The organism is Streptosporangium sp. NPDC002544 (assembly GCF_040295965.1).
Taxonomy (GTDB): Bacteria; Actinomycetota; Actinomycetes; order Streptosporangiales; family Streptosporangiaceae; genus Streptosporangium.
Genome location: NZ_JBEOWJ010000003.1, coordinates 259683 through 276670, shown reverse-complemented (window position 1 = coordinate 276670; position 16988 = coordinate 259683). Strand labels below are relative to the sequence as shown.

Here is a 16988-nt window from a genome sequence, read left to right as displayed (position 1 = left end):
TGTGGAAGGAGGCTAACGTGGCGGCAAATGTCGAACGTACTGCTCATCGAGGACGACGCCGCGATCCGCACCTCCCTCACCCGGGGCCTGCGCGACCGCGGTCACGCCGTGTCGTCCGCTCCCACCGCTCTCGACGGCCTCCGGCTGGCCGTTGAGGAGCGCCCCGACCTGGTGGTACTCGATCTCGGCCTGCCCGACATGGATGGGCTGGACCTCCTTCGGATGCTCCGGGCGGTGAGCCGGGTCCCGGTGATCGTGGCGACCGCGCGGGACGGGGACGCGGAGATGGTCAGGTTGCTGGACGCGGGCGCCGACGACTACGTGGTCAAGCCGTTCAGCGCGACCCAGCTCGACGCCCGGATCCGGGCGGTGCTCCGGCGGGTGGCCGGCGAGAACCGCGCCGACAGCTCGGTCACCGTCGGGGGCCTGCGGATCGACCCGCGTACCCGGGAGGCGACCCTGGACGGGACGCCGCTGGATCTGAGCCCACGGGAGTTCGACCTGCTCCACTACCTGGCCGCCCGCCCCGGCGAGGTGGTCACCAAGCGGGAACTGCTCACCCACGTCTGGCAGATCCCCTACGGCGGAGCCGACAAGACCGTGGACGTCCACCTGTCGTGGCTCCGCCGCAAGCTGGGCGAGACCTCGCAGGAGCCCCGCTACCTGCAGACCGTCCGGGGTGTCGGCGTGCGACTGGCCGCCCCGGCATGAGGCGCTGGCTGACCCTGCTGGTCGCGGCGACCACCTCCCTGGTACTGATCGCGCTGATGGTCCCGCTGGCGCTCCTGGTCCGCACGGTGGCGGTGAGCGGGGCGGTCAGCGAGGCCGAGAGCGAAGCCGAGTCGGTGGCTGTCGCGGTCGGCGCCGTGGACGCCGAGACCCTGCGGCTCACCACGGAACAGACCTCGCACCCGGTCACCGTCTTCCTCCCCGACGGCCAGGTGATCGGTGCCCCGGCCCCGCGCTCCCCCGCCGTGGAGCTGGCCTTCCTCGGTCGCAGCGTCACCGCCGCCGCCCCCGGTGGGAGGGAGATCCTGGTCTCGGTCCAGGGGGCGCCCGGGGGCACCGCGGTGGTCCGGGTGTTCCTGGACGACGATCGGCTGACCAGGGGGGTGCCCCAGGTCTGGGCCGGGCTGGCGGCGCTCGGCCTGGCCCTGGTCGGGCTGGGCGTGCTGGTCGGCGACCGGCTGGCCCGCGCGGTGATCAGGCCGATCACCGCGCTGGCGGGGGTCTCGCACCGGCTCGCCGCGGGCGACCTGTCCGCCAGAACCGTGCCCGACGGCCCCGTCGAGGTGCACGCGGTCGGTCTCGCCCTCAACCACCTGGCCGAGCGCATCACCGGCCTGCTGGCGGAGGAGCGGGAGAACGCCGCCGACCTGTCACACCGGCTGCGCACCCCGCTGACCGGGCTGAGGCTGGAGGCCGAGTCCCTGACCGACCCGGAGGAGTCGGCCAGGATCGAGGCCCGGGTGGACGCCCTGGAACGCGCCGTCACCTCGGTGATCAACGAGGCCAGACGGCGGGTGCGGGACCGGGCCGAGTGCGACGCGGCGGCGGTGACCGCGGCCCGGGTCGCGTTCTGGTCGGTGCTCGCCGAGGATCAGGCGCGGCACTTCACCCTCGATCTGGCTCCCGGCCCGTTGCCGGTCGCCGTCCCCGCGGACGAGCTGGCCGCCTGCGTGGACGCGCTGCTCGGCAACGTGTTCGCGCACACGCCCGAGGGGGTCTCGTTCTCCGTACGGTTGGAGCCGGCCGAGGGCGGCGCGCTGCTGACCGTCGCCGACGCCGGTCCCGGCTTCGCCACCTCCGACCCGCTGCAGCGCGGTGCGAGCGGGGCCGGGTCGACCGGCCTCGGCCTCGACATCGCCCGCCGCACCGCCGAGTCGGCGGGCGGCTCACTGTCCCTGCGGACCTCTGCCGCGGGCGGGGCGGGCGTGATCCTGTTCCTGCCCGCCGCCACGTCCTGAGGATCGGCGGCCGTTCGCCGATCCTCAGCCTCCGGCTGAGCGGCCCAGCGGGTTGCCGCGGCGGCGTTACCCCTTTCGCACCGGTGCTCGTCGTGAACGAGCACCGGGCGCTCCCGTCCCCCACGGTCCTCCACGGGCGTCCGGCCGGATGACGGGCCGCGTTCGGGTGGCACTGCCCTGACAGCCGGGAAGCCCGATCCGGTCCGTCCGGGGGTGAGATCCGAAACCGGATTCCCTCGCTTAACGATCTCTTAGCGTGCCCCTATCAAAATCTCCGCAAATCTTGACCCATGAAACGAATCACCAGAATCACCGTCGGAACCCTCGCAACCGCCGCCCTGCTGACCGCTGGGGGCGGCGTCGCCCTCGCCGCGCACCAGACGGACAGCACGGCGATCACCTCCACCACCACCATCGCCGCCGCCGGCACGACCGCGGCGGACATCTCCTCCCGCAAGGCCGTACAGATCGCCAAGAAGCGCGTCCCCGGCGCGCGGGTGACCAAGGTCGAGCGCGAGTGGGAGCACGGCCAGCGCGCCTGGAAGATCGAGCTGCGCAAGGGCGCCTGGGAGTACGACGTCTACGTGTCGGCGCGGACAGGGAAGATCATCAAGTTGAAGCGCGAGTACGACGACTGATCAGCAGGCCTCGAGTACGGCCTGCATGGCGTCCTTCTCCGCGGGCGTCACCCACAGGCCGTACTTGACCTTCACCTTGATCTGGCGCTCGACGTAGGGGCACCGGTAGGCGTGGCGCGGCGGGAGCCAGGTCGCCGCGTCACCGGCGCCCTTCTGGCTGTTCAGCGGCCCGTCGACGGCCAGCAGGTTCAGCGGGTCGTTGGCCAGTTCCTTGCGCTTGGTCTTGGTCCACTCCTGGGCGCCCTTCTGCCAGGCATCGGCGAGCGCGACCACGTGGTCGATCTGCACCGCCGAACTGGTCCGTGTCCCACGCTCGAACTTGATGGTCTTACCGCTGTAGGGGTCGTCGAGAATGCCGGACTGCACGATGCAGTTCTTGCCACCCTCCTTGAAAGTCTCATCCTTCAGGTCGCGGATGAGAATGTCGTTGCGGGTGTCGCAGCCGTTCTTGTCGACGTCCGACCACGCGGGCCCGAACTCGCCACGGTCGAAACCGGTCATCGGGGCGCGACCCTTGACCTCGAGCTTCTTCAGCTCCTGGAGCGCCTCGGACGCGGACTGTCCGCCGCCGGAGGACTTCGTACCGTCGTCCGGACCGCCCGGAATCGGACCGCAGCCCACCACCGTGAACGCGATCGTCGCGATGACCATCCCTCGTGCCAGCGCAGCCCGCACTATGCCACCTCTCCCGCGCGTTCACTACCTCTGAAGCGGCAAATTATTCCAGATACCTCCTTCAATCCTAAAAGCCTCAAGCAGTCTGTGGGAGGCCGGGAGGCTTTTCGGCGCGTCAATCCGCACCTTAACCACGTCTCACATCTGACCTGCACAAATGCATTTCGAGCACCACCCCGCCGGAAGCACGCCTCGGAATTTTTACGCAACGCGACTATCGACTACGTAAAGTAACAATGCTCTAATGGCCAAGAGTGTTCACAATGGGTGAGCAAACAACTACGAAGAGGATTCGCATGGGTAAGATCTCATCGCGTCATCCCCACCTCGCACGGACCGCGACAGGACTGTTCAGCACCGCGGCCGCCCTGCTCCTGGCCTCCACCGGCTCCACCGCGGCGGCCGCTCAGCAGGCCTCCAGCCTGCCGCCGAGAGTGGTCCAGCTCGCGGAGAACGCGAGCTGCCCCTTCAACAGCCTCTGTCTCTACCGCGACCACGGCTTCAACGGACCGGGATACAGCATCCCCGCGGGCTACCCGACCGATCTGAACAACGTGCCGATGCCGGGCGGGGTGGGTGGCTCCTCCACCGCCGCGAACAACGTCTCGTCATGGATCAACAACACCGGCTACTACGTCCTGCTGATCGACTACGAGGGCGAGGAGCGCACGCTGTATCCCGGCAACTCCTTCGAAGAGCCCCCCGAGACCAACGACAGCGTCGACGCCGTCGACTGGCGCTACTGACCCCCGCCCCCTTTCTTCTCCCCGCGCGCCCGCCTGTCCGGGCCTCGGGGAGAAGGTCTCCGCGACCGCCCAGGTCAGGTGATCAGGATCCCGCCGTCGACCGGGATCACCGCACCGGTGACATACGAGGCGGCGTCCGAGGCGAGAAAGATCGCCGCCGCGACGAGTTCGGCCGGATCTCCGGGGCGCTTCATCAGCACCCGGTGCTCAAGCTGCCAGGCCAGGTAGCCCTCCGCGTACTGGTCGGTCATCTCCGAGGCGAAGAAACCCGGCTCGACGCAGTTGACCCGGATGCCGCGACGTCCCGTCCACTGCTGGGCGAGGTCACGGGTGAGGCCGACGACCCCCGCCTTGGACGCGCTGTAGGCGGCCTGCGGCAGCCCGGCGGTCGTCTCGCCCAGGATGCTGCCGACGTTGACGATCGAGGAGCCGGGCTTCATGACCCTGGCGCAGGCCTGCGCCATCCAGTAGGTGCCGTGCAGGTTGATCTCCACCACCTGCCGGAACTGCTCGGGCGTCTCCCTCAGCGCCGGGACCGCGGTGCCCACACCCGCGTTGTTGATCAGGATGTCCACCGCACCCAGTTCGGCGACCGCGGCTTCGGCCAGGGCCTGGCAGTCCTCGGGCTTGACCACGTCGGTGACGAGGGCCACGCAGCGCCTGCCGGTCTCCTCGACCAGGGCGCGGGTCTCCTCAAGACGGTCCTTCCTGCGAGCGCCGATCACGATGTCCGCACCCGCCTCGGCCAGGCCCCTGGCGAACGCGACGCCGAGCCCCGAGGACGCGCCGGTGACGATCGCGACCTTGCCGTCCAGCCGGAATCGGTCCAGCATTCAATCCTCCTCAGTCCACCCCACATGCCGAACAAGATTCTAATGACCAAGAAAAGAACCGCCCGTGAGGGGCCTCCTCACGGGCGGTGCGGTTTTCCGGGCTCAAGGCTCCGAGCGGCGCCGCGGGCTTCGGGAGCGGCCCGCGGCGATCCGTCCTACAGGCCGTACTCCTTGGTGATCCGCTCGTGCCGCTCCACCTCGACATCGACGGCCTTGGCCAGATCGAGCCAGGCCAGCGGGTGCACCCAGCGCTCGGTGGCGTCGTCCAGGAGCGCGTCGACCTCGACCGGGCTGATGTCCGGCGGGACCGCGATCCAGCCGAACACGCCGGGCAGCGGCTCGCCCGTGGTCGGGTGGGTCACGGTGTAGTTGTCGTCGCTGTAGACCCACATCGGCCAGCCGCGCTCGGCCATGACCTCGTTGAACTCCGTCCAGTCGGCCTGACTGGGCGCGGCACCGTCGAAGAACCAGCTGGTGTAACCACCGGGGCGGAGCATGCTCACCGCGGCGAAGGGCGGGACGAACTTCTCCTGCTCCTCGGCGCTCTCCGGAATCGGCTCCAGCAACTGCGGCTCGAAGACGACCAGGTCACCGGCGTTGTACTCCATGCCGGGGGGCTGGGGAATGGCCAGGCGCGCCGTCGCGGGGCCCGTGCGCACGCTCAGGACCTGACGCTGGCTGCCGTCGGGGGCGGGGAGGATGATGCGCACCAGGCCCATCTCCTCCTCGATCGGTCCCTCGCTCGACTGCAGCGGAATCCCGATCCTGGCTGCGCCCAGGCGGACGGTCTCCCAGTCTTCGGCGGCCGTCGCCATGACGACCATCCTCCACAGGTCCTGCTGCTCGATCTCCTCGGAGTCGAGGAGATCGCGCAGAATGCCCGCACCCTTGGCGTTGTCGCCGAGCTGCTGCGCCGCGGCCGACCACAGCCTGGCCGCGTCGATACCGCCGCCGGCGGCGACCGCCGCCTCTCCCTCGGCCGCCGCCTGCTCCCAGCGCTCCCGTGCGGTGTGCAGGCGCCCCAGGGCCATGTGGCGCTGCGCGGCGGGCAGCCGCTCGGCCATCTGCTCCAGGCGCTCGTCCTGACGGGCCTCGATCAGCAGGCTGCTGAGGTACGCGGAGTCCTGCGGGTCGGCGTTCTCGATGTCGCCGGACTCGACCAGCATGGTCCAGTAGATGTCGGCACCCCTCGCCGGGTAGCCGAGAAAGCCCAGCGTGGTGGTGTGGCGCCGGGTGCCCTCCACGTCGCGGCCGGACAGCGGGGCCAGCCAGCCCACCCAGCGCTCCGGGTCGGCGTTGAAGCCGTCGGCGGCGTCGAAGGAGCCGACCAGCTCGTCCTCGGAGACCGGGGCAGGAAGCGCGGTGGCCTCGTCGGCGGCGGCGCGCAGCGCGGCGATCCGCTCGGCGACGTCACCGGAGTTCCTGAGCTCTCCCGCCGCCGACTCCGCCAGGTCGGCCAGGAGACGGGCCTGCCAGATTCCCTGGCGGGCGACCGCCAGTTGCCCGGCGACGAGCGCCAGCTCGACCCGGGCGCGGTAGCCGCCCATCATCGCGAAGTAGTCGATCCACTGCTTGAGCACCCGGCCCAGCTGCCAGGTGTTGGTGATCTGCGCCGACCCGGCGAGCGCGCGGATGGCGTACGACCACTCGACCCAGGCGCGGGGGTGCTCGCCGACCACGTCGAGATCGGGCAGGGCGTCGACGGACTCCTGCACGCGATCGAGGGTCACGAGCACGAGCGCACGGAGCACTCCCTCGCGATACCCCTTGGCCACCGGGTCGTCCGGCTTGAAACCGGCCGCGGCGTCGAGCGCGGTGAGCGCGTCCTCGGCGCGGCCCGCGGCGAGCAGCGCGCGGGCCGAGGCGGCCCCCAGCTCCCAGCTCGCCTCGCGGCCCGCGCCGCCCAGCGCCGCCACGGCGGTCTCGGCGTGGGAGACGGCCTCCTCGACGCGCCCCGCGTCGAGAAGCGCCGCGACATAGTGCTCGGCGACGGAGGCGAAGGCCAGCGAGCCGGGCTCGACCTCCAGTGCCGAGAGCGCGGCCAGCCGCTCGGCGGCGTAACCGGGGCCGTCGGCGTTCGCCTGGGCGAGGGCCAGCGCCACGACGGCACCGGGCGCGGCCGGGCATTCGCGGACGTCCTCGCGCCTGGTGAACTCGACCAGTGCCTCGGCGTCGGCGATCGCGACCGCCCCCTGCGCGCGGTCGCCGATACGGCCGATCAGATGCCAGTAGCGGGCGTAGAACTCCAGCCAGGGCATCTGCAGATTCTCCGCCTGCTGCGCGATCGCGGGCGCGAGCACGTCGAGCTGCGCGTATCGGCCTTCCAGCGCCTGCGCGGGCACATCTCCGATCGCCATAGCCAGACCGGTGTTACCTGCTTCGTGCAGTTGCCGCTGGGTGTCGCCCACCCAGGCCCAGATGTCCACGTCCATGAGACGTCAGTCTGCCAGGTCGGGAAGCATGCCCCAAACGACTTGGCGATCCCGCACGGTCCGGAGGGGCGGCGTTACGGCTTCCGCCCGCACGGCTTGGAGCGTGACCTCACCGGGCCCGGCGCGCCCGCGACGGTGCCGCGCGGGTCAGAGCGTGATCTCACCGGACGCGACGAGGACGGCGGGCCCCGCCAGGTAGCTGGTCCGCTCGTCCAGGGTGACGGTGACGGTGCCGCCGAGCACCTCGACCGCCCAGGTGCCGCTGGTCTCACCGGCCAGTCGCGCGGCGGCCACGGCCGAGGCGACCGCGCCGGTGCCGCAGGAGCGCGTCTCACCGGAACCGCGCTCGAAGACCCGCATGACGACCCGGCGCGGACCCACCGGATTGAGCAGCTCGATGTTGACTCCGGAGGGGAACACCTCGGGATCGAACGCGGGCTGGTGGCTCAGGTCGAGCTGGGCCACCGGGTCGCCGATGACGCAGGCCAGGTGGGGGTTTCCCATGTCGACGTGGACGCCTTCGTACTCGTGGCCCGCGACGATCGCGCGGCTCGACCCCAGCACCCGGGGCGGGCCCATGTCGACGGTCACGTCCCCCGTCTCCGCCAGCCGTACGCGCCTGACCCCCGTGCGTGTCGCGACGCCGAACTCCCCGGGCGCGGCGAGCCCCTCGTCGACCAGGTAACGGGCGAAGACCCGCATCCCGTTGCCGCACATCTCGGCGATGCCGCCGTCGGCATTGCGATAGTCCATGAACCACTCGGCCTCGCCGGCCTGGCCGGACACCTCCGGGCTGAGCTTCGTCCGCGTCACCCGTAGCACGCCGTCCGCGCCGATCCCTGCGCGCCGGTCGCACAGCGCCGCCACGAGTGTCGCGGGCAGCTCCAGCTCACCGTCCGGGTCGGGAAGGATGACGAAGTCGTTCTCGGTGCCGTGCCCCTTCGCGAATCGCATGCCCCAACTCTATCCAGGCCCGCGTCCGCCCCCGTCGCCCCGGGGAACGGCCCATCCTCCGGCACATCGGCCGGGGAACCGCCGGCCTTCCCGGCCGGGCGGGATCGGGAACCACGCCCGGCCGGGAAGGCCGGCGCGGTCAGCCGCGAATCGCGGCGAGCGCGCGTCCCAGCAGGTCGGGTTCCTGCTGGGGGAGCCAGATCACCCGGGGGTCGCGACGGAACCACGACTCCTGACGGCGGACGAACCTGCGCGTCGCCCGTACCGTCTCCTCCTTCGCCTCCTCCTCGGTGCACTCACCGCCGAGGAAGCGCAGCACCTGCGCGTACCCGAGGGCACGACTGGCCGTGCGGCCTCCGGCGAGCCCATGTGCGGCGAGCTCCCTGACCTCGTCCACCAGCCCGGCCCGCCACATGCGCTCGACCCGCGCCTCGACCCGGGCGTCCAGCACCGCCCTCGGTACCTCCACCCCCAGCTGAACGCTGTCGTAGACGGCGTCGTACGACGGCATCGTGGCCGAGAACGGCCGCCCGGAGATCTCGATGACCTCCAGTGCGCGGACGATCCTGCGGCCGTTGCTCGACAGGATCGTCTCGGCCGCCTTGGGGTCGCGCTCGCGGAGCCGCTCGTACAGCGGGGCGGGGCCGTGCAGGTCGAGCTCGGCCTCCAGCAGGGCACGGACCCGCGGGTCGGTACCGGGGAACTCCAGGTCGTCCAGGGCGGCCCGCACGTACAGCCCGGACCCGCCCACCAGGATCGGCACCACCTCCTTGGCCCGCAGGTCGTCGATCAGCGGTCGGACCAGCGACTGGTACTCGGCCACGCTGGCGGTTCTGGTCACGTCCCAGATGTCCAGCAGGTGGTGGGGAACCCCCCGCCGCTCCCCCATGGAGAGTTTCGCCGTCCCGATGTCCATACCTTGGTAAAGCTGCATCGAGTCGGTGTTTATCACCTCGCCCCCCAGTTCGAGGGCGAGATCCACGGCCAGATCGGACTTTCCGGCGGCGGTCGGGCCGACGACGGCTATGACGGGTAACTGAGGCACGGGGTAATTCTGCCAACTCGCTGGGTATGGGGGAGAGGCGATGCATCCCGTGCATCGGGATTGGGGGATACATCATGTCCATCTTCGACAAGGTCAAGAACATGCTGGGCGGCGATGCCAAGACCGAGGAGCTCGTCAAGAAGGGCATCGACAAGGCGGAGCAGATCGCCAGGGAGAAGACCGGAGGGAAGCACGACCAGCAGATCAGCACCGCCGCGCAGAAGGCGAGGGAGATGGCTGACAAGATCGACGATCAGCCGGGCACGACACCCGGCACCGGTCAGAGCGGCGCCGCGCCCGATCCCGGTCAGACCGGCCGGCCCGACACGCCTCCGCCCTACGGCCCGTAGGCGCCGGCCGCACGATGGAGCGGATCCCGGTCCCGGTCAGTCCCAGTCGAGCGTCGGCTGCAGATAGCCTTCCAGGGTCAGCAGCCACCGCTTCGACTCCACGCCTTCGCCCCCGCTGAACCCGCCGAGGCCGTTTCCGGCGACCACCCGGTGGCACGGCACGATGACGGGGATCGGGTTGGCTCCCATGATCGACCCGATGGCCCGCGCCGGAACGCCCGTCCCGCTCCGGGCCGCCAGTTCCCCGTAGGTCACCGCCTTGCCATATGGCACCGTTTCGTACAGCGTGCCGAGCACCCTGCGCTGCACCGGCGAGGTCAGCCGCCAGTCCACCGGCACGCCGAAGACCTTCAGCCTGCCCGCGTAATAGTCGCTCAGCTCGGCGAGCACCCCGGCGGTCCTGCCGGGATCGTCCACCTCGTCCAGCCTCAGCCGCTCAAGCGCGCGGGTCCTGAACGCCGCCGGGTCACCCCAGCCCACGCTCACCACCCCCTCCTCGGTCACCGCGACGACCATGTCCCCCAACTGCGTCGCGACACTCCCGAACGCCACCGTTCCCACCATCGACCTCGCATCCCCGTCACCTCGGGCACGGCGCCCATCCGTCACCGTGACCACTGCGGTCCACCTGTTCGTTGCCATCTCCCGCGTCAGTCCGTCGGCGGGGCCGTCCGTTCCGTCCAGCGGGCGGCGAAGTAGCCGACGCCGTAGGGCGCGTCGTCATAGAGGAGCTCTCCGCGCAGGGCGCTGCCGCAGCCGCCCAGGACCTGCAGGGCCGCACGGCCGGCGACCCACAGCTCGGCGGCCTCTCCGGGGTCGAGCGGCGGGATCTCGGCGCGGGCCAGCGCCAGGGCGATCGCCCTGTTGTACGGCTCGGCACGCGAGTCCAGATAACCGGGGGACTTCTCGGTGAGGCAGGCCGAGCCGTCGGCCATGACGAGCATCGCCACGCGACCGGCCGTGGCCGCCAGCCGCTCGCCCAGGGCCGCGCACTCCGCCGGGGGCGCGTCGAAGGAGATCGCATGAAATGCCGAGGCGGTCAGGTGCTCCCTGTCGAGGAGCCAGCGGCCGACCGACAGCGACAGTGGCAGGACGGGCTCCCCCTCGCCGCTTCGTACGTCGACGCCCCAGGGAGCGAGGCTTCCCGCGGCGTCCGCGCCGTACGTGACGGTCCGGTCCGCGCCGCCGACCACCACGATCGTGTCGGCTCCGGCATCACGCAACGCGCTGAGCGCGGCCGCGCAGGCCGCCCTGAGATCGTCGAGTTCCACAGCCGCCGCTCCGGCCAGTTCGGGGAGCAGCAGCGGGGGGTGCGGGCACACAGCCGCGGCGACAAGCACCCGGCCAGACTAACCGAGTCCTCCCGGGGAACCGCCCCGGGAAAGAGCGCCGGGGCACGGTGATTCCCTCAGCGCGCCCTGGCGTCCCGCTTCATGACCGAAAGCCGCGCCGAGGCAGGAGGCACGGCTGCCGGCCCCGCGTCAGCCGCCGATCGGGCCCTGGGGGTGCACGTAGCCGGTGGCGCCGTCGGCACGGGGGTCGTCCGGAACCTCCTGCGGCTTCTGGGGACTGCTCTGCTGCTGCGACGGCTTGTCCGCCGCGGGTTTCCCCGCGGCCGAATCGGCTCCCGGCTCGCTCTGGCCCGTCCGGTCGGTGCCCGTGCCCGCGTCGGTACCCGCGCCTCCGGTGGAGGTGTCATCGCCGCCGGAGGCGGTGTTCGACTCCTTCTCCGGCTTCTGCTTCTCCTCCTGCGGCACGTTCTGGTCGGGCTCGGGGTTCTGAGCGGCCTCCTGGGTGCTCTCCGGCGCCCTTGCCGGCGGCGCTCCGGGGCCGTCCTGGTCGCCGTTCACGACGGCGAAGACGACGCCCCCGCCCAGGAGGGCGGCGGCGAGGACGGAGAAGGCGGCTATGGCCGGGCCGCTTCTCCGCTGGGACCTGCGGGACCTGCGTGGCTTGCCGGGCTCACCGGCGGGACCGGTAAGGATCTCTGTTTCTCCGGGACCGCCCGGAGATGGAGGGACATGCATGGGGAAAACTCCCTGCGGTTCTCGGGGGGAAACCTCCTCGGTTTCCGAAGGGTGCCGAACCACAGTAACCACAGCGGGGAAATGCTCACACACCAATCACAAATGAATCACGAAATATCGTCCCTTAAAGGACTCAGGGTGTCATCGTCCGCGTATGCCCTGGCAGAGAAGGTGACAGCGCCGGAATCCCCGCTCCCGCAGGGGATTCCAACTATTCGATCATGAGCGTACGACCCCCCGGAACGGCCACCTCGGCGAGGGACGTCCCGGGGAGATCCGTCCGGAAAAAATCTCAGCGGAGGCGTACCCGAAGCCTCGTGCGGGACCTCAGGTGGCGGAGCAGCCCGAGATGTCCGGGAGCGGAGCCGGGCGGCCGATCGAGGGCATGCCGAGCATGACACCGGAGCCGGAGCCCGCCGGGGCACCCTGACGGGCCTCCCAGGCATCGCCCGCGCGGGTACGGCGGAGCCTCAGGGCGGGACCGTCGGCCACCAGGTGGTGCGGCGCCGCGTAGGTGACCTCGGCGCTCACCACGTCGCCGGGGCGCGGAACCTCGGCCCCCGGGGTGAAGTGCACCAGGCGGTTGTCGGGGGCCCGCCCCGACATGCGCCTGGTCGCCTCGTCCTTGCGGCCCTCGCCCTCGGCCACCAGCACGTCGAGGGTCCGGCCGACCTGCTTCTTGTTCTCCGCCCAGGAGATCTCGGTCTGCAGGGCGACGAGTCGCTCGTAGCGCTCCTGCACGACCTCCTTGGGGATCTGGTGGTCCATGGTGGCGGCAGGGGTGCCCGGCCTGATGGAGTACTGGAAGGTGAAGGCGTTGGCGAACCGCGACTCGCGCACCACGTCGAGGGTGCCCTGGAAGTCCTCCTCGGTCTCGCCGGGGAAGCCCACGATGATGTCCGTGGAGATGGCCGCGTCGGGCATGGCGGCGCGGACCCGCTCGATGATGCCGAGGTAGCGCTCGGCCCGGTAGGAGCGGCGCATCGCCTTGAGGACCCGGTCGGAGCCCGACTGCAGCGGCATGTGGAGCTGGTGCATCACATTAGGCGTCTCGGCCATGGCCGCGATGACGTCGTCGGTGAACGCCGCCGGGTGCGGGCTGGTGAAGCGGACCCGCTCCAGCCCCTCGATCTCGCCGCAGGCCCGCAGCAGCTTGCCGAAGGCAAGCCTGTCTCCGAACTCCACACCGTAGGTGTTGACGTTCTGGCCGAGGAGGGTGATCTCCAGCACACCCTGGTCGACCAGGGTGCGGACCTCGTTGAGGATGTCGCCGGGGCGGCGGTCCTTCTCCTTGCCGCGCAGGGCGGGCACGATACAGAACGTGCAGGTGTTGTTGCAGCCCACGGAGACCGACACCCAGGCGGCGTAGGCGGACTCGCGCTTGGTCGGCAACGTGCTCGGGAAGGTCTCCAGGGATTCCTTGATCTCGACCTGGGCCTCCTGCAGGACGCGCGCGCGCTCGAGCAGCACCGGCAGCGAGCCGATGTTGTGGGTGCCGAACACCACATCCACCCAGGGCGCCCTGCGGACGATCTCTCCCTGGTCCTTCTGCGCCAGGCAGCCGCCCACGGCGATCTGCATGCCGGGATTGCCGATCTTCGAGGGGCGCAGGTGCCCGAGGTTGCCGTAGAGCTTGTTGTCGGCGTTCTCCCGTACGGCACAGGTGTTGAACACGACCACGTCGGCCGTCTCCCCCTGGGCTGCCGGAACGTATCCGGCGTCTTCCAGCAGACCCGACAGACGCTCGGAGTCGTGCACGTTCATCTGGCACCCATAGGTACGGACCTCGTACGTGCGGGCGCTCTCCACGGTGGCAGTCATCTCACGACAAGGGTAGGCGCTCCGCCGAACCTTCGGGTACGGCTCACCGTCGGCCGGACTCAGGGTAACGGGCACGTCACCGTCCGCCGACGACCAGGAGGTAAGCAGGAGGTAAGTAGGCCGTGATCTGATCGGTACCGCAGGGTTAGCACGGGGTGCCCTTTACAGAATTACGTTATCCACCATGACGGAGAACGGGGACAAGACTCCTTTGGTGGTGCTCGAAGGCGTCAACAAGCACTTCGGCAGCCTGCACGTCCTGCGGGACATCAACCTGACGATCTCTCGTGGTGAGGTCCTCGTCGTCATCGGCCCCTCAGGGGGCGGCAAGTCGACCCTCTGCCGGACGATCAACCGGCTGGAGACGATCGACCAGGGGACGATCACCTTCGACGGGCAGCCGCTCGCCGCCGAGGGCAAGGCGCTGGCCAAGCTCAGGTCCGAGGTCGGGATGGTGTTCCAGTCCTTCAACCTGTTCGCGCACAAGACGATCCTGGAGAACGTCACGCTCGGGCCGATCAAGGTCCGCGGCATCGCCAGAGCCGACGCCGAGCGGCGGGGCATGGAGCTGCTGGAGCGGGTGGGCATCGGCGCGCAGGCGTCGAAGTATCCCGCGCAGCTCTCCGGAGGCCAGCAGCAGCGCGTGGCCATCGCCCGCGCCCTGGCCATGGACCCGAAGATGATCCTGTTCGACGAGCCGACCTCTGCGCTGGACCCCGAGATGGTCCAGGAGGTGCTCGACGTCATGATCAGCCTTGCCCAGGAGGGCATGACGATGATGGTCGTCACCCACGAGATGGGCTTCGCCCGCCGCGCGGCCGACCGCGTGGTCTTCATGGCCGAGGGCCAGATCGTGGAGGAGAACACCCCCGAGGAGTTCTTCACGAACGCCCGTACCGATCGGGCCAAGGACTTCCTTTCCAAGATCCTCACTCACTGACGGCTCTGTTCAACCCCTGAGGAAAGACGAGGTAACAAGAATGCGTGTACGTCGTATTGGAGCCGTGGTGATCGCAGCCGCCGCGGCGATGGCCGGCCTGACCGCGTGTGGTGACGGCGGCAGCGGAAGCGACAAGTTCGTCGTGGGCATCAAGGTCGACCAGCCCGGCCTCGGGCAGAAGCAGCCCGACGGCTCCTTCAAGGGTTTCGACGTCGACGTGGCCAGGTATGTCGCCAAGGAGCTCGGCTACGCCGACGACAAGATTGAGTTCAAGGAGGCCATCTCGGCCAACCGTGAGTCCTTCATCCAGCAGGGCCAGGTCAACGCGGTGATCGCAACCTACTCGATCACCGACGACCGTAAGAAGAAGGTCGCTTTCGCCGGCCCGTACCTGGTCACCGGCCAGGACATCCTGACCCGGGCGGACGACACCACGATCAACAGCGTCGAGGACCTCAAGACCAAGAAGGTCTGCGGCGCTCAGGGCTCGTCCTCTCCCGCGCGCCTGGTCGAGAAGTTCGGCGACGAGTGGAAGAGCCAGTTCCTCACCGAGCAGCAGGGCTACGGCGCCTGCCTGCCGCTGCTGGAGAACAAGCAGGTCGACGCGATCTCCACGGACGCGACGATCCTGGCCGGCTTCGCCGCCCAGTCCCCCGGCAAGTTCCGCCTCGTCGGCCAGCCCTTCTCCGAGGAGAAGTACGGCATCGGCCTGAAGCTGGAGGACAAGGAGACCCGCGAGAAGGTCAACGCGGCGGTGGAGAAGATGTTCCAGGACGGCAGCTGGAAGAAGGCCGTCGACGCCAACTTCGGGGAGTTCGGGAAGTTCTTCACCAACCCGCCGGCTGTCGAGCGCTACTGACCGGTCACATCTCGGCCGGGGCGCGCGGACGCCCCGGCCGGTGACCACTGGAGGGACGAGTGCAGGCACTCTTCGATGAATTCCCGGTCATTCTGGGCGCTTTCTGGCTGACGATCCGGCTCACTCTCGCCAGCGGGCTGGTGGCGCTCGTGCTTGGGACGATCCTCGCGGGGATGCGGGTCAGCCCGTTACCTGTGCTGCGCGGAATCGGCACGACGTACGTGAACGTCCTGCGGAACACCCCGCTGACCCTGGTGATCGTGTTCTGCGGGCTGGGCCTCGGACTGGTCCTGGACGTCTCGTTCTCCACGAGTTTGTCCACCAACTACATGTGGCTCTCCATCATCGGCCTGTCCGCCTACACCGCGGCGTTCGTCTGCGAGGCGATCCGGGCCGGGATCAACACGGTGCCGGTCGGCCAGGCCGAGGCGGCCCGCGCCATCGGGCTCACCTTCGGCCAGAACCTGAGGCTGATCGTGCTGCCCCAGGCGTTCCGCGCGGTGATCGCCCCGCTGGGCAGCATCCTGATCGCGCTGACCAAGAACACCACGATCGCCGCCGCCATCGGGGTCGGAGAGGCGTCCCTGACGATGAAAACGCTCTTCGAGGCGCACGGCGACGCGGTCGTGCAGATCTTCGCCGGGTTCGCGCTGGGCTTCCTGATCCTGACCCTGCCGACCGGGCTGCTGTTCGGCTGGCTGGCCAAGCGTCTGGCGGTGGTCCGATGACCGCGGTGACCACCGAGCGCACCCGGCGCCCGGCGCGCGGGCGCGCCGGGAGCTCCGAGCGCGTCAGCGTCCTGTACGACATTCCCGGCCCCAGGGCCAGGATCCGCAACACCGTGCTCACCGTGCTGGTCATCGCCGCCACGCTGTTCGCGGTGTACGTGATGGTGACCAAGCTCGACGAGAAGAACCAGCTCAGCGCCGAGATGTGGACGCCGTTCCTGCGCGGCGACGTGTGGCTCAACCTGATCCTGCCCGGCCTGCTGAACACGCTCAGCGCGGCCGCGGTCGCCGCCGTGATCGCGGTGCCGTTCGGCTTCGTCTTCGGCATCGGCCGGCTCTCGGAACGGGCCTGGATCCGCCTCGCGGCGGGTGCGGTGGTCGAGTTCTTCAGGGCGATCCCGCTGCTGATCATGATCTTCGCGGTGATGTTCGGCGGGAGCGCGGTCTTCGGGCTCACCGTGACGCCGTTCACCGCGGTGGTCGTCGGCCTGGTCCTGTACAACGGCTCGGTGCTGGCGGAGATCGTGCGGGCGGGCATCCTGTCGATCCCCCGGGGACAGCGGGAGGCCGCGCTGGCGGTCGGCCTGCGTCCCGGTCAGGTGATGCGGATGATCCTGTTGCCGCAGGCTGTCACCGTGATGATGCCGGCCATCGTCGCGCAGCTGGTGGTGCTGCTGAAGGACACCGCCCTGGGCTTCATCGTGTCGTTCGAGGACCTGCTGAACGCGGGGGCGCGCGTGCTGCCCTCCAACTTCAACAACATCATTCCCGCGGTGATCGTCATCGCGATCATCTACATCATCATCAACGTGATGGTGGGCACCGTCGCCACCTGGCTGGAGATGCGGAGCCGTCGCAGCAGGAAGACGGCGGCACAGCCGATCGCCCGGCCCGACTCACCGACCGCGGTCGAGGGCGGCCCGGGAAATCCGGCGCCGTAGGAACCACAGCGGTCGAGGGCGGTCACCGGGTC

The 16988-nt window shown here is 69.8% G+C and carries 18 protein-coding genes; 9 read left to right on the top strand and 9 right to left on the bottom strand.

The genetic code is table 11. The features are described 5' to 3' along the window. Nucleotides 1-27: 27 nt before the first annotated feature. The 3 genes from ABT061_RS06020 (at nt 28) to ABT061_RS06010 (ending at nt 2605) form a co-directional block, all read left to right on the top strand. Nucleotides 28-711, top strand: a complete 684-nt coding sequence (locus ABT061_RS06020; protein WP_030904055.1) for a response regulator transcription factor — start codon at nt 28-30, stop codon at nt 709-711. Continuing rightward, the gene (locus ABT061_RS06015) at nt 708-1967 is read left to right on the top strand and encodes a sensor histidine kinase (RefSeq protein ID WP_350913181.1); all 1260 of its coding nucleotides are present in this window, start codon (nt 708-710) and stop codon (nt 1965-1967) included. The genes ABT061_RS06020 and ABT061_RS06015 overlap by 4 nt, the downstream gene beginning before the upstream one ends. Nucleotides 1968-2257: 290 nt before the next feature. Then, nucleotides 2258-2605, top strand: a complete 348-nt coding sequence (locus ABT061_RS06010; RefSeq protein WP_350913179.1) for a PepSY domain-containing protein — start codon at nt 2258-2260, stop codon at nt 2603-2605. Here the strand turns inward: ABT061_RS06010 and ABT061_RS06005 are convergent, their stop codons facing one another. Next, nucleotides 2606-3280 (bottom strand): HNH endonuclease family protein, encoded by a 675-nt coding sequence (locus ABT061_RS06005; protein WP_350913177.1) that lies wholly within the window; start codon nt 3278-3280, stop codon nt 2606-2608. A 296-nt stretch (nt 3281-3576) separates the two neighbouring features. Here ABT061_RS06005 and ABT061_RS06000 point away from each other — a divergent pair, with 296 nt between their 5' ends. Continuing rightward, entirely contained in the window at nt 3577-4026 is a 450-nt protein-coding gene (locus ABT061_RS06000; RefSeq protein ID WP_350913175.1) for a peptidase inhibitor family I36 protein, read from the top strand. 74 nt (nt 4027-4100) lie between these two features. Here ABT061_RS06000 and ABT061_RS05995 read toward each other — a convergent pair whose 3' ends face one another. The 4 genes from ABT061_RS05995 to miaA all read right to left on the bottom strand — a co-directional run bounded on the left by ABT061_RS05995 (nt 4101) and on the right by miaA (nt 9290). Next, the gene (locus tag ABT061_RS05995) at nt 4101-4859 is read right to left on the bottom strand and encodes an SDR family NAD(P)-dependent oxidoreductase (protein ID WP_350913174.1); all 759 of its coding nucleotides are present in this window, start codon (nt 4857-4859) and stop codon (nt 4101-4103) included. 155 nt (nt 4860-5014) lie between these two features. Further along, on the bottom strand, nt 5015-7291 hold the full coding sequence (locus tag ABT061_RS05990; protein WP_350913172.1) for a tetratricopeptide repeat protein: 2277 nt from the start codon (nt 7289-7291) through the stop codon (nt 5015-5017). A 147-nt stretch (nt 7292-7438) separates the two neighbouring features. Continuing rightward, complete coding sequence (gene dapF / locus ABT061_RS05985) at nt 7439-8245, bottom strand: diaminopimelate epimerase (protein ID WP_350913170.1); 807 nt, start codon at nt 8243-8245, stop codon at nt 7439-7441. Nucleotides 8246-8384: 139 nt separating this feature from the next. Next, a complete protein-coding gene (gene miaA, locus ABT061_RS05980) occupies nt 8385-9290 on the bottom strand; it encodes a tRNA (adenosine(37)-N6)-dimethylallyltransferase MiaA (protein ID WP_350913168.1) in 906 nt (301 codons plus the stop codon). 74 nt (nt 9291-9364) lie between these two features. Here miaA and ABT061_RS05975 point away from each other — a divergent pair, with 74 nt between their 5' ends. Beyond that, complete coding sequence (locus tag ABT061_RS05975) at nt 9365-9640, top strand: antitoxin (RefSeq protein ID WP_350913165.1); 276 nt, start codon at nt 9365-9367, stop codon at nt 9638-9640. 36 nt (nt 9641-9676) lie between these two features. Here ABT061_RS05975 and ABT061_RS05970 read toward each other — a convergent pair whose 3' ends face one another. The 4 genes from ABT061_RS05970 to miaB form a co-directional block, all read right to left on the bottom strand. Further along, the gene (locus ABT061_RS05970; protein ID WP_350913163.1) at nt 9677-10192 is read right to left on the bottom strand and encodes a methylated-DNA--[protein]-cysteine S-methyltransferase; all 516 of its coding nucleotides are present in this window, start codon (nt 10190-10192) and stop codon (nt 9677-9679) included. A gap of 98 nt (nt 10193-10290) precedes the next feature. Further along, nucleotides 10291-10980 carry a class III extradiol ring-cleavage dioxygenase family protein gene (locus ABT061_RS05965; protein WP_350913161.1) on the bottom strand — a complete coding sequence of 230 codons (690 nt, stop codon included), beginning with the start codon at nt 10978-10980 and terminating at the stop codon, nt 10291-10293. 141 nt (nt 10981-11121) lie between these two features. Further along, complete coding sequence (locus tag ABT061_RS05960) at nt 11122-11667, bottom strand: hypothetical protein (protein ID WP_350913159.1); 546 nt, start codon at nt 11665-11667, stop codon at nt 11122-11124. Between the two features lie 327 nt (nt 11668-11994). Then, nucleotides 11995-13488 (bottom strand): tRNA (N6-isopentenyl adenosine(37)-C2)-methylthiotransferase MiaB, encoded by a 1494-nt coding sequence (gene miaB / locus ABT061_RS05955; RefSeq protein WP_350913157.1) that lies wholly within the window; start codon nt 13486-13488, stop codon nt 11995-11997. A gap of 184 nt (nt 13489-13672) precedes the next feature. On the opposite strand from miaB, the gene ABT061_RS05950 reads away from it, so the two are divergent. Genes ABT061_RS05950 through ABT061_RS05935 form a run of 4 tightly spaced genes read left to right on the top strand, consistent with a single transcriptional unit; the run spans nt 13673 to nt 16956 of the window. Continuing rightward, complete coding sequence (locus ABT061_RS05950; protein ID WP_350913155.1) at nt 13673-14428, top strand: amino acid ABC transporter ATP-binding protein; 756 nt, start codon at nt 13673-13675, stop codon at nt 14426-14428. 40 nt (nt 14429-14468) lie between these two features. Beyond that, nucleotides 14469-15287: a glutamate ABC transporter substrate-binding protein gene (locus tag ABT061_RS05945; RefSeq protein ID WP_502991359.1), complete on the top strand. Its 819-nt coding sequence runs from the start codon at nt 14469-14471 to the stop codon at nt 15285-15287. 59 nt (nt 15288-15346) lie between these two features. After that, nucleotides 15347-16015: an amino acid ABC transporter permease gene (locus ABT061_RS05940; RefSeq protein ID WP_350913151.1), complete on the top strand. Its 669-nt coding sequence runs from the start codon at nt 15347-15349 to the stop codon at nt 16013-16015. Then, nucleotides 16012-16956 carry an amino acid ABC transporter permease gene (locus ABT061_RS05935; RefSeq protein ID WP_350913149.1) on the top strand — a complete coding sequence of 315 codons (945 nt, stop codon included), beginning with the start codon at nt 16012-16014 and terminating at the stop codon, nt 16954-16956. The genes ABT061_RS05940 and ABT061_RS05935 overlap by 4 nt, the downstream gene beginning before the upstream one ends. The last annotated feature ends 32 nt before the right edge of the window (nt 16957-16988 follow it).

Excerpts from the sequence above, each read along its gene's own strand:
- ABT061_RS06010 (WP_350913179.1), top strand. The coding sequence starts at position 2,258 with ATGAAACGAATCACCAGAATCACCGTCGGAACCCTCGCAACCGCCGCC.
- ABT061_RS05960 (WP_350913159.1), bottom strand. The coding sequence starts at position 11,667 with ATGCATGTCCCTCCATCTCCGGGCGGTCCCGGAGAAACAGAGATCCTT.
- miaB (WP_350913157.1), bottom strand. The coding sequence starts at position 13,488 with ATGACTGCCACCGTGGAGAGCGCCCGCACGTACGAGGTCCGTACCTAT.
- ABT061_RS05990 (WP_350913172.1), bottom strand. The coding sequence starts at position 7,291 with ATGGACGTGGACATCTGGGCCTGGGTGGGCGACACCCAGCGGCAACTG.
- ABT061_RS06020 (WP_030904055.1), top strand. The coding sequence starts at position 28 with ATGTCGAACGTACTGCTCATCGAGGACGACGCCGCGATCCGCACCTCC.
- ABT061_RS06000 (WP_350913175.1), top strand. The coding sequence starts at position 3,577 with ATGGGTAAGATCTCATCGCGTCATCCCCACCTCGCACGGACCGCGACA.
- ABT061_RS05935 (WP_350913149.1), top strand. The coding sequence starts at position 16,012 with ATGACCGCGGTGACCACCGAGCGCACCCGGCGCCCGGCGCGCGGGCGC.
- ABT061_RS05975 (WP_350913165.1), top strand. The coding sequence starts at position 9,365 with ATGTCCATCTTCGACAAGGTCAAGAACATGCTGGGCGGCGATGCCAAG.
- dapF (WP_350913170.1), bottom strand. The coding sequence starts at position 8,245 with ATGCGATTCGCGAAGGGGCACGGCACCGAGAACGACTTCGTCATCCTT.
- ABT061_RS05950 (WP_350913155.1), top strand. The coding sequence starts at position 13,673 with ATGACGGAGAACGGGGACAAGACTCCTTTGGTGGTGCTCGAAGGCGTC.
- ABT061_RS06015 (WP_350913181.1), top strand. The coding sequence starts at position 708 with ATGAGGCGCTGGCTGACCCTGCTGGTCGCGGCGACCACCTCCCTGGTA.
- ABT061_RS05945 (WP_502991359.1), top strand. The coding sequence starts at position 14,469 with ATGCGTGTACGTCGTATTGGAGCCGTGGTGATCGCAGCCGCCGCGGCG.
- ABT061_RS05995 (WP_350913174.1), bottom strand. The coding sequence starts at position 4,859 with ATGCTGGACCGATTCCGGCTGGACGGCAAGGTCGCGATCGTCACCGGC.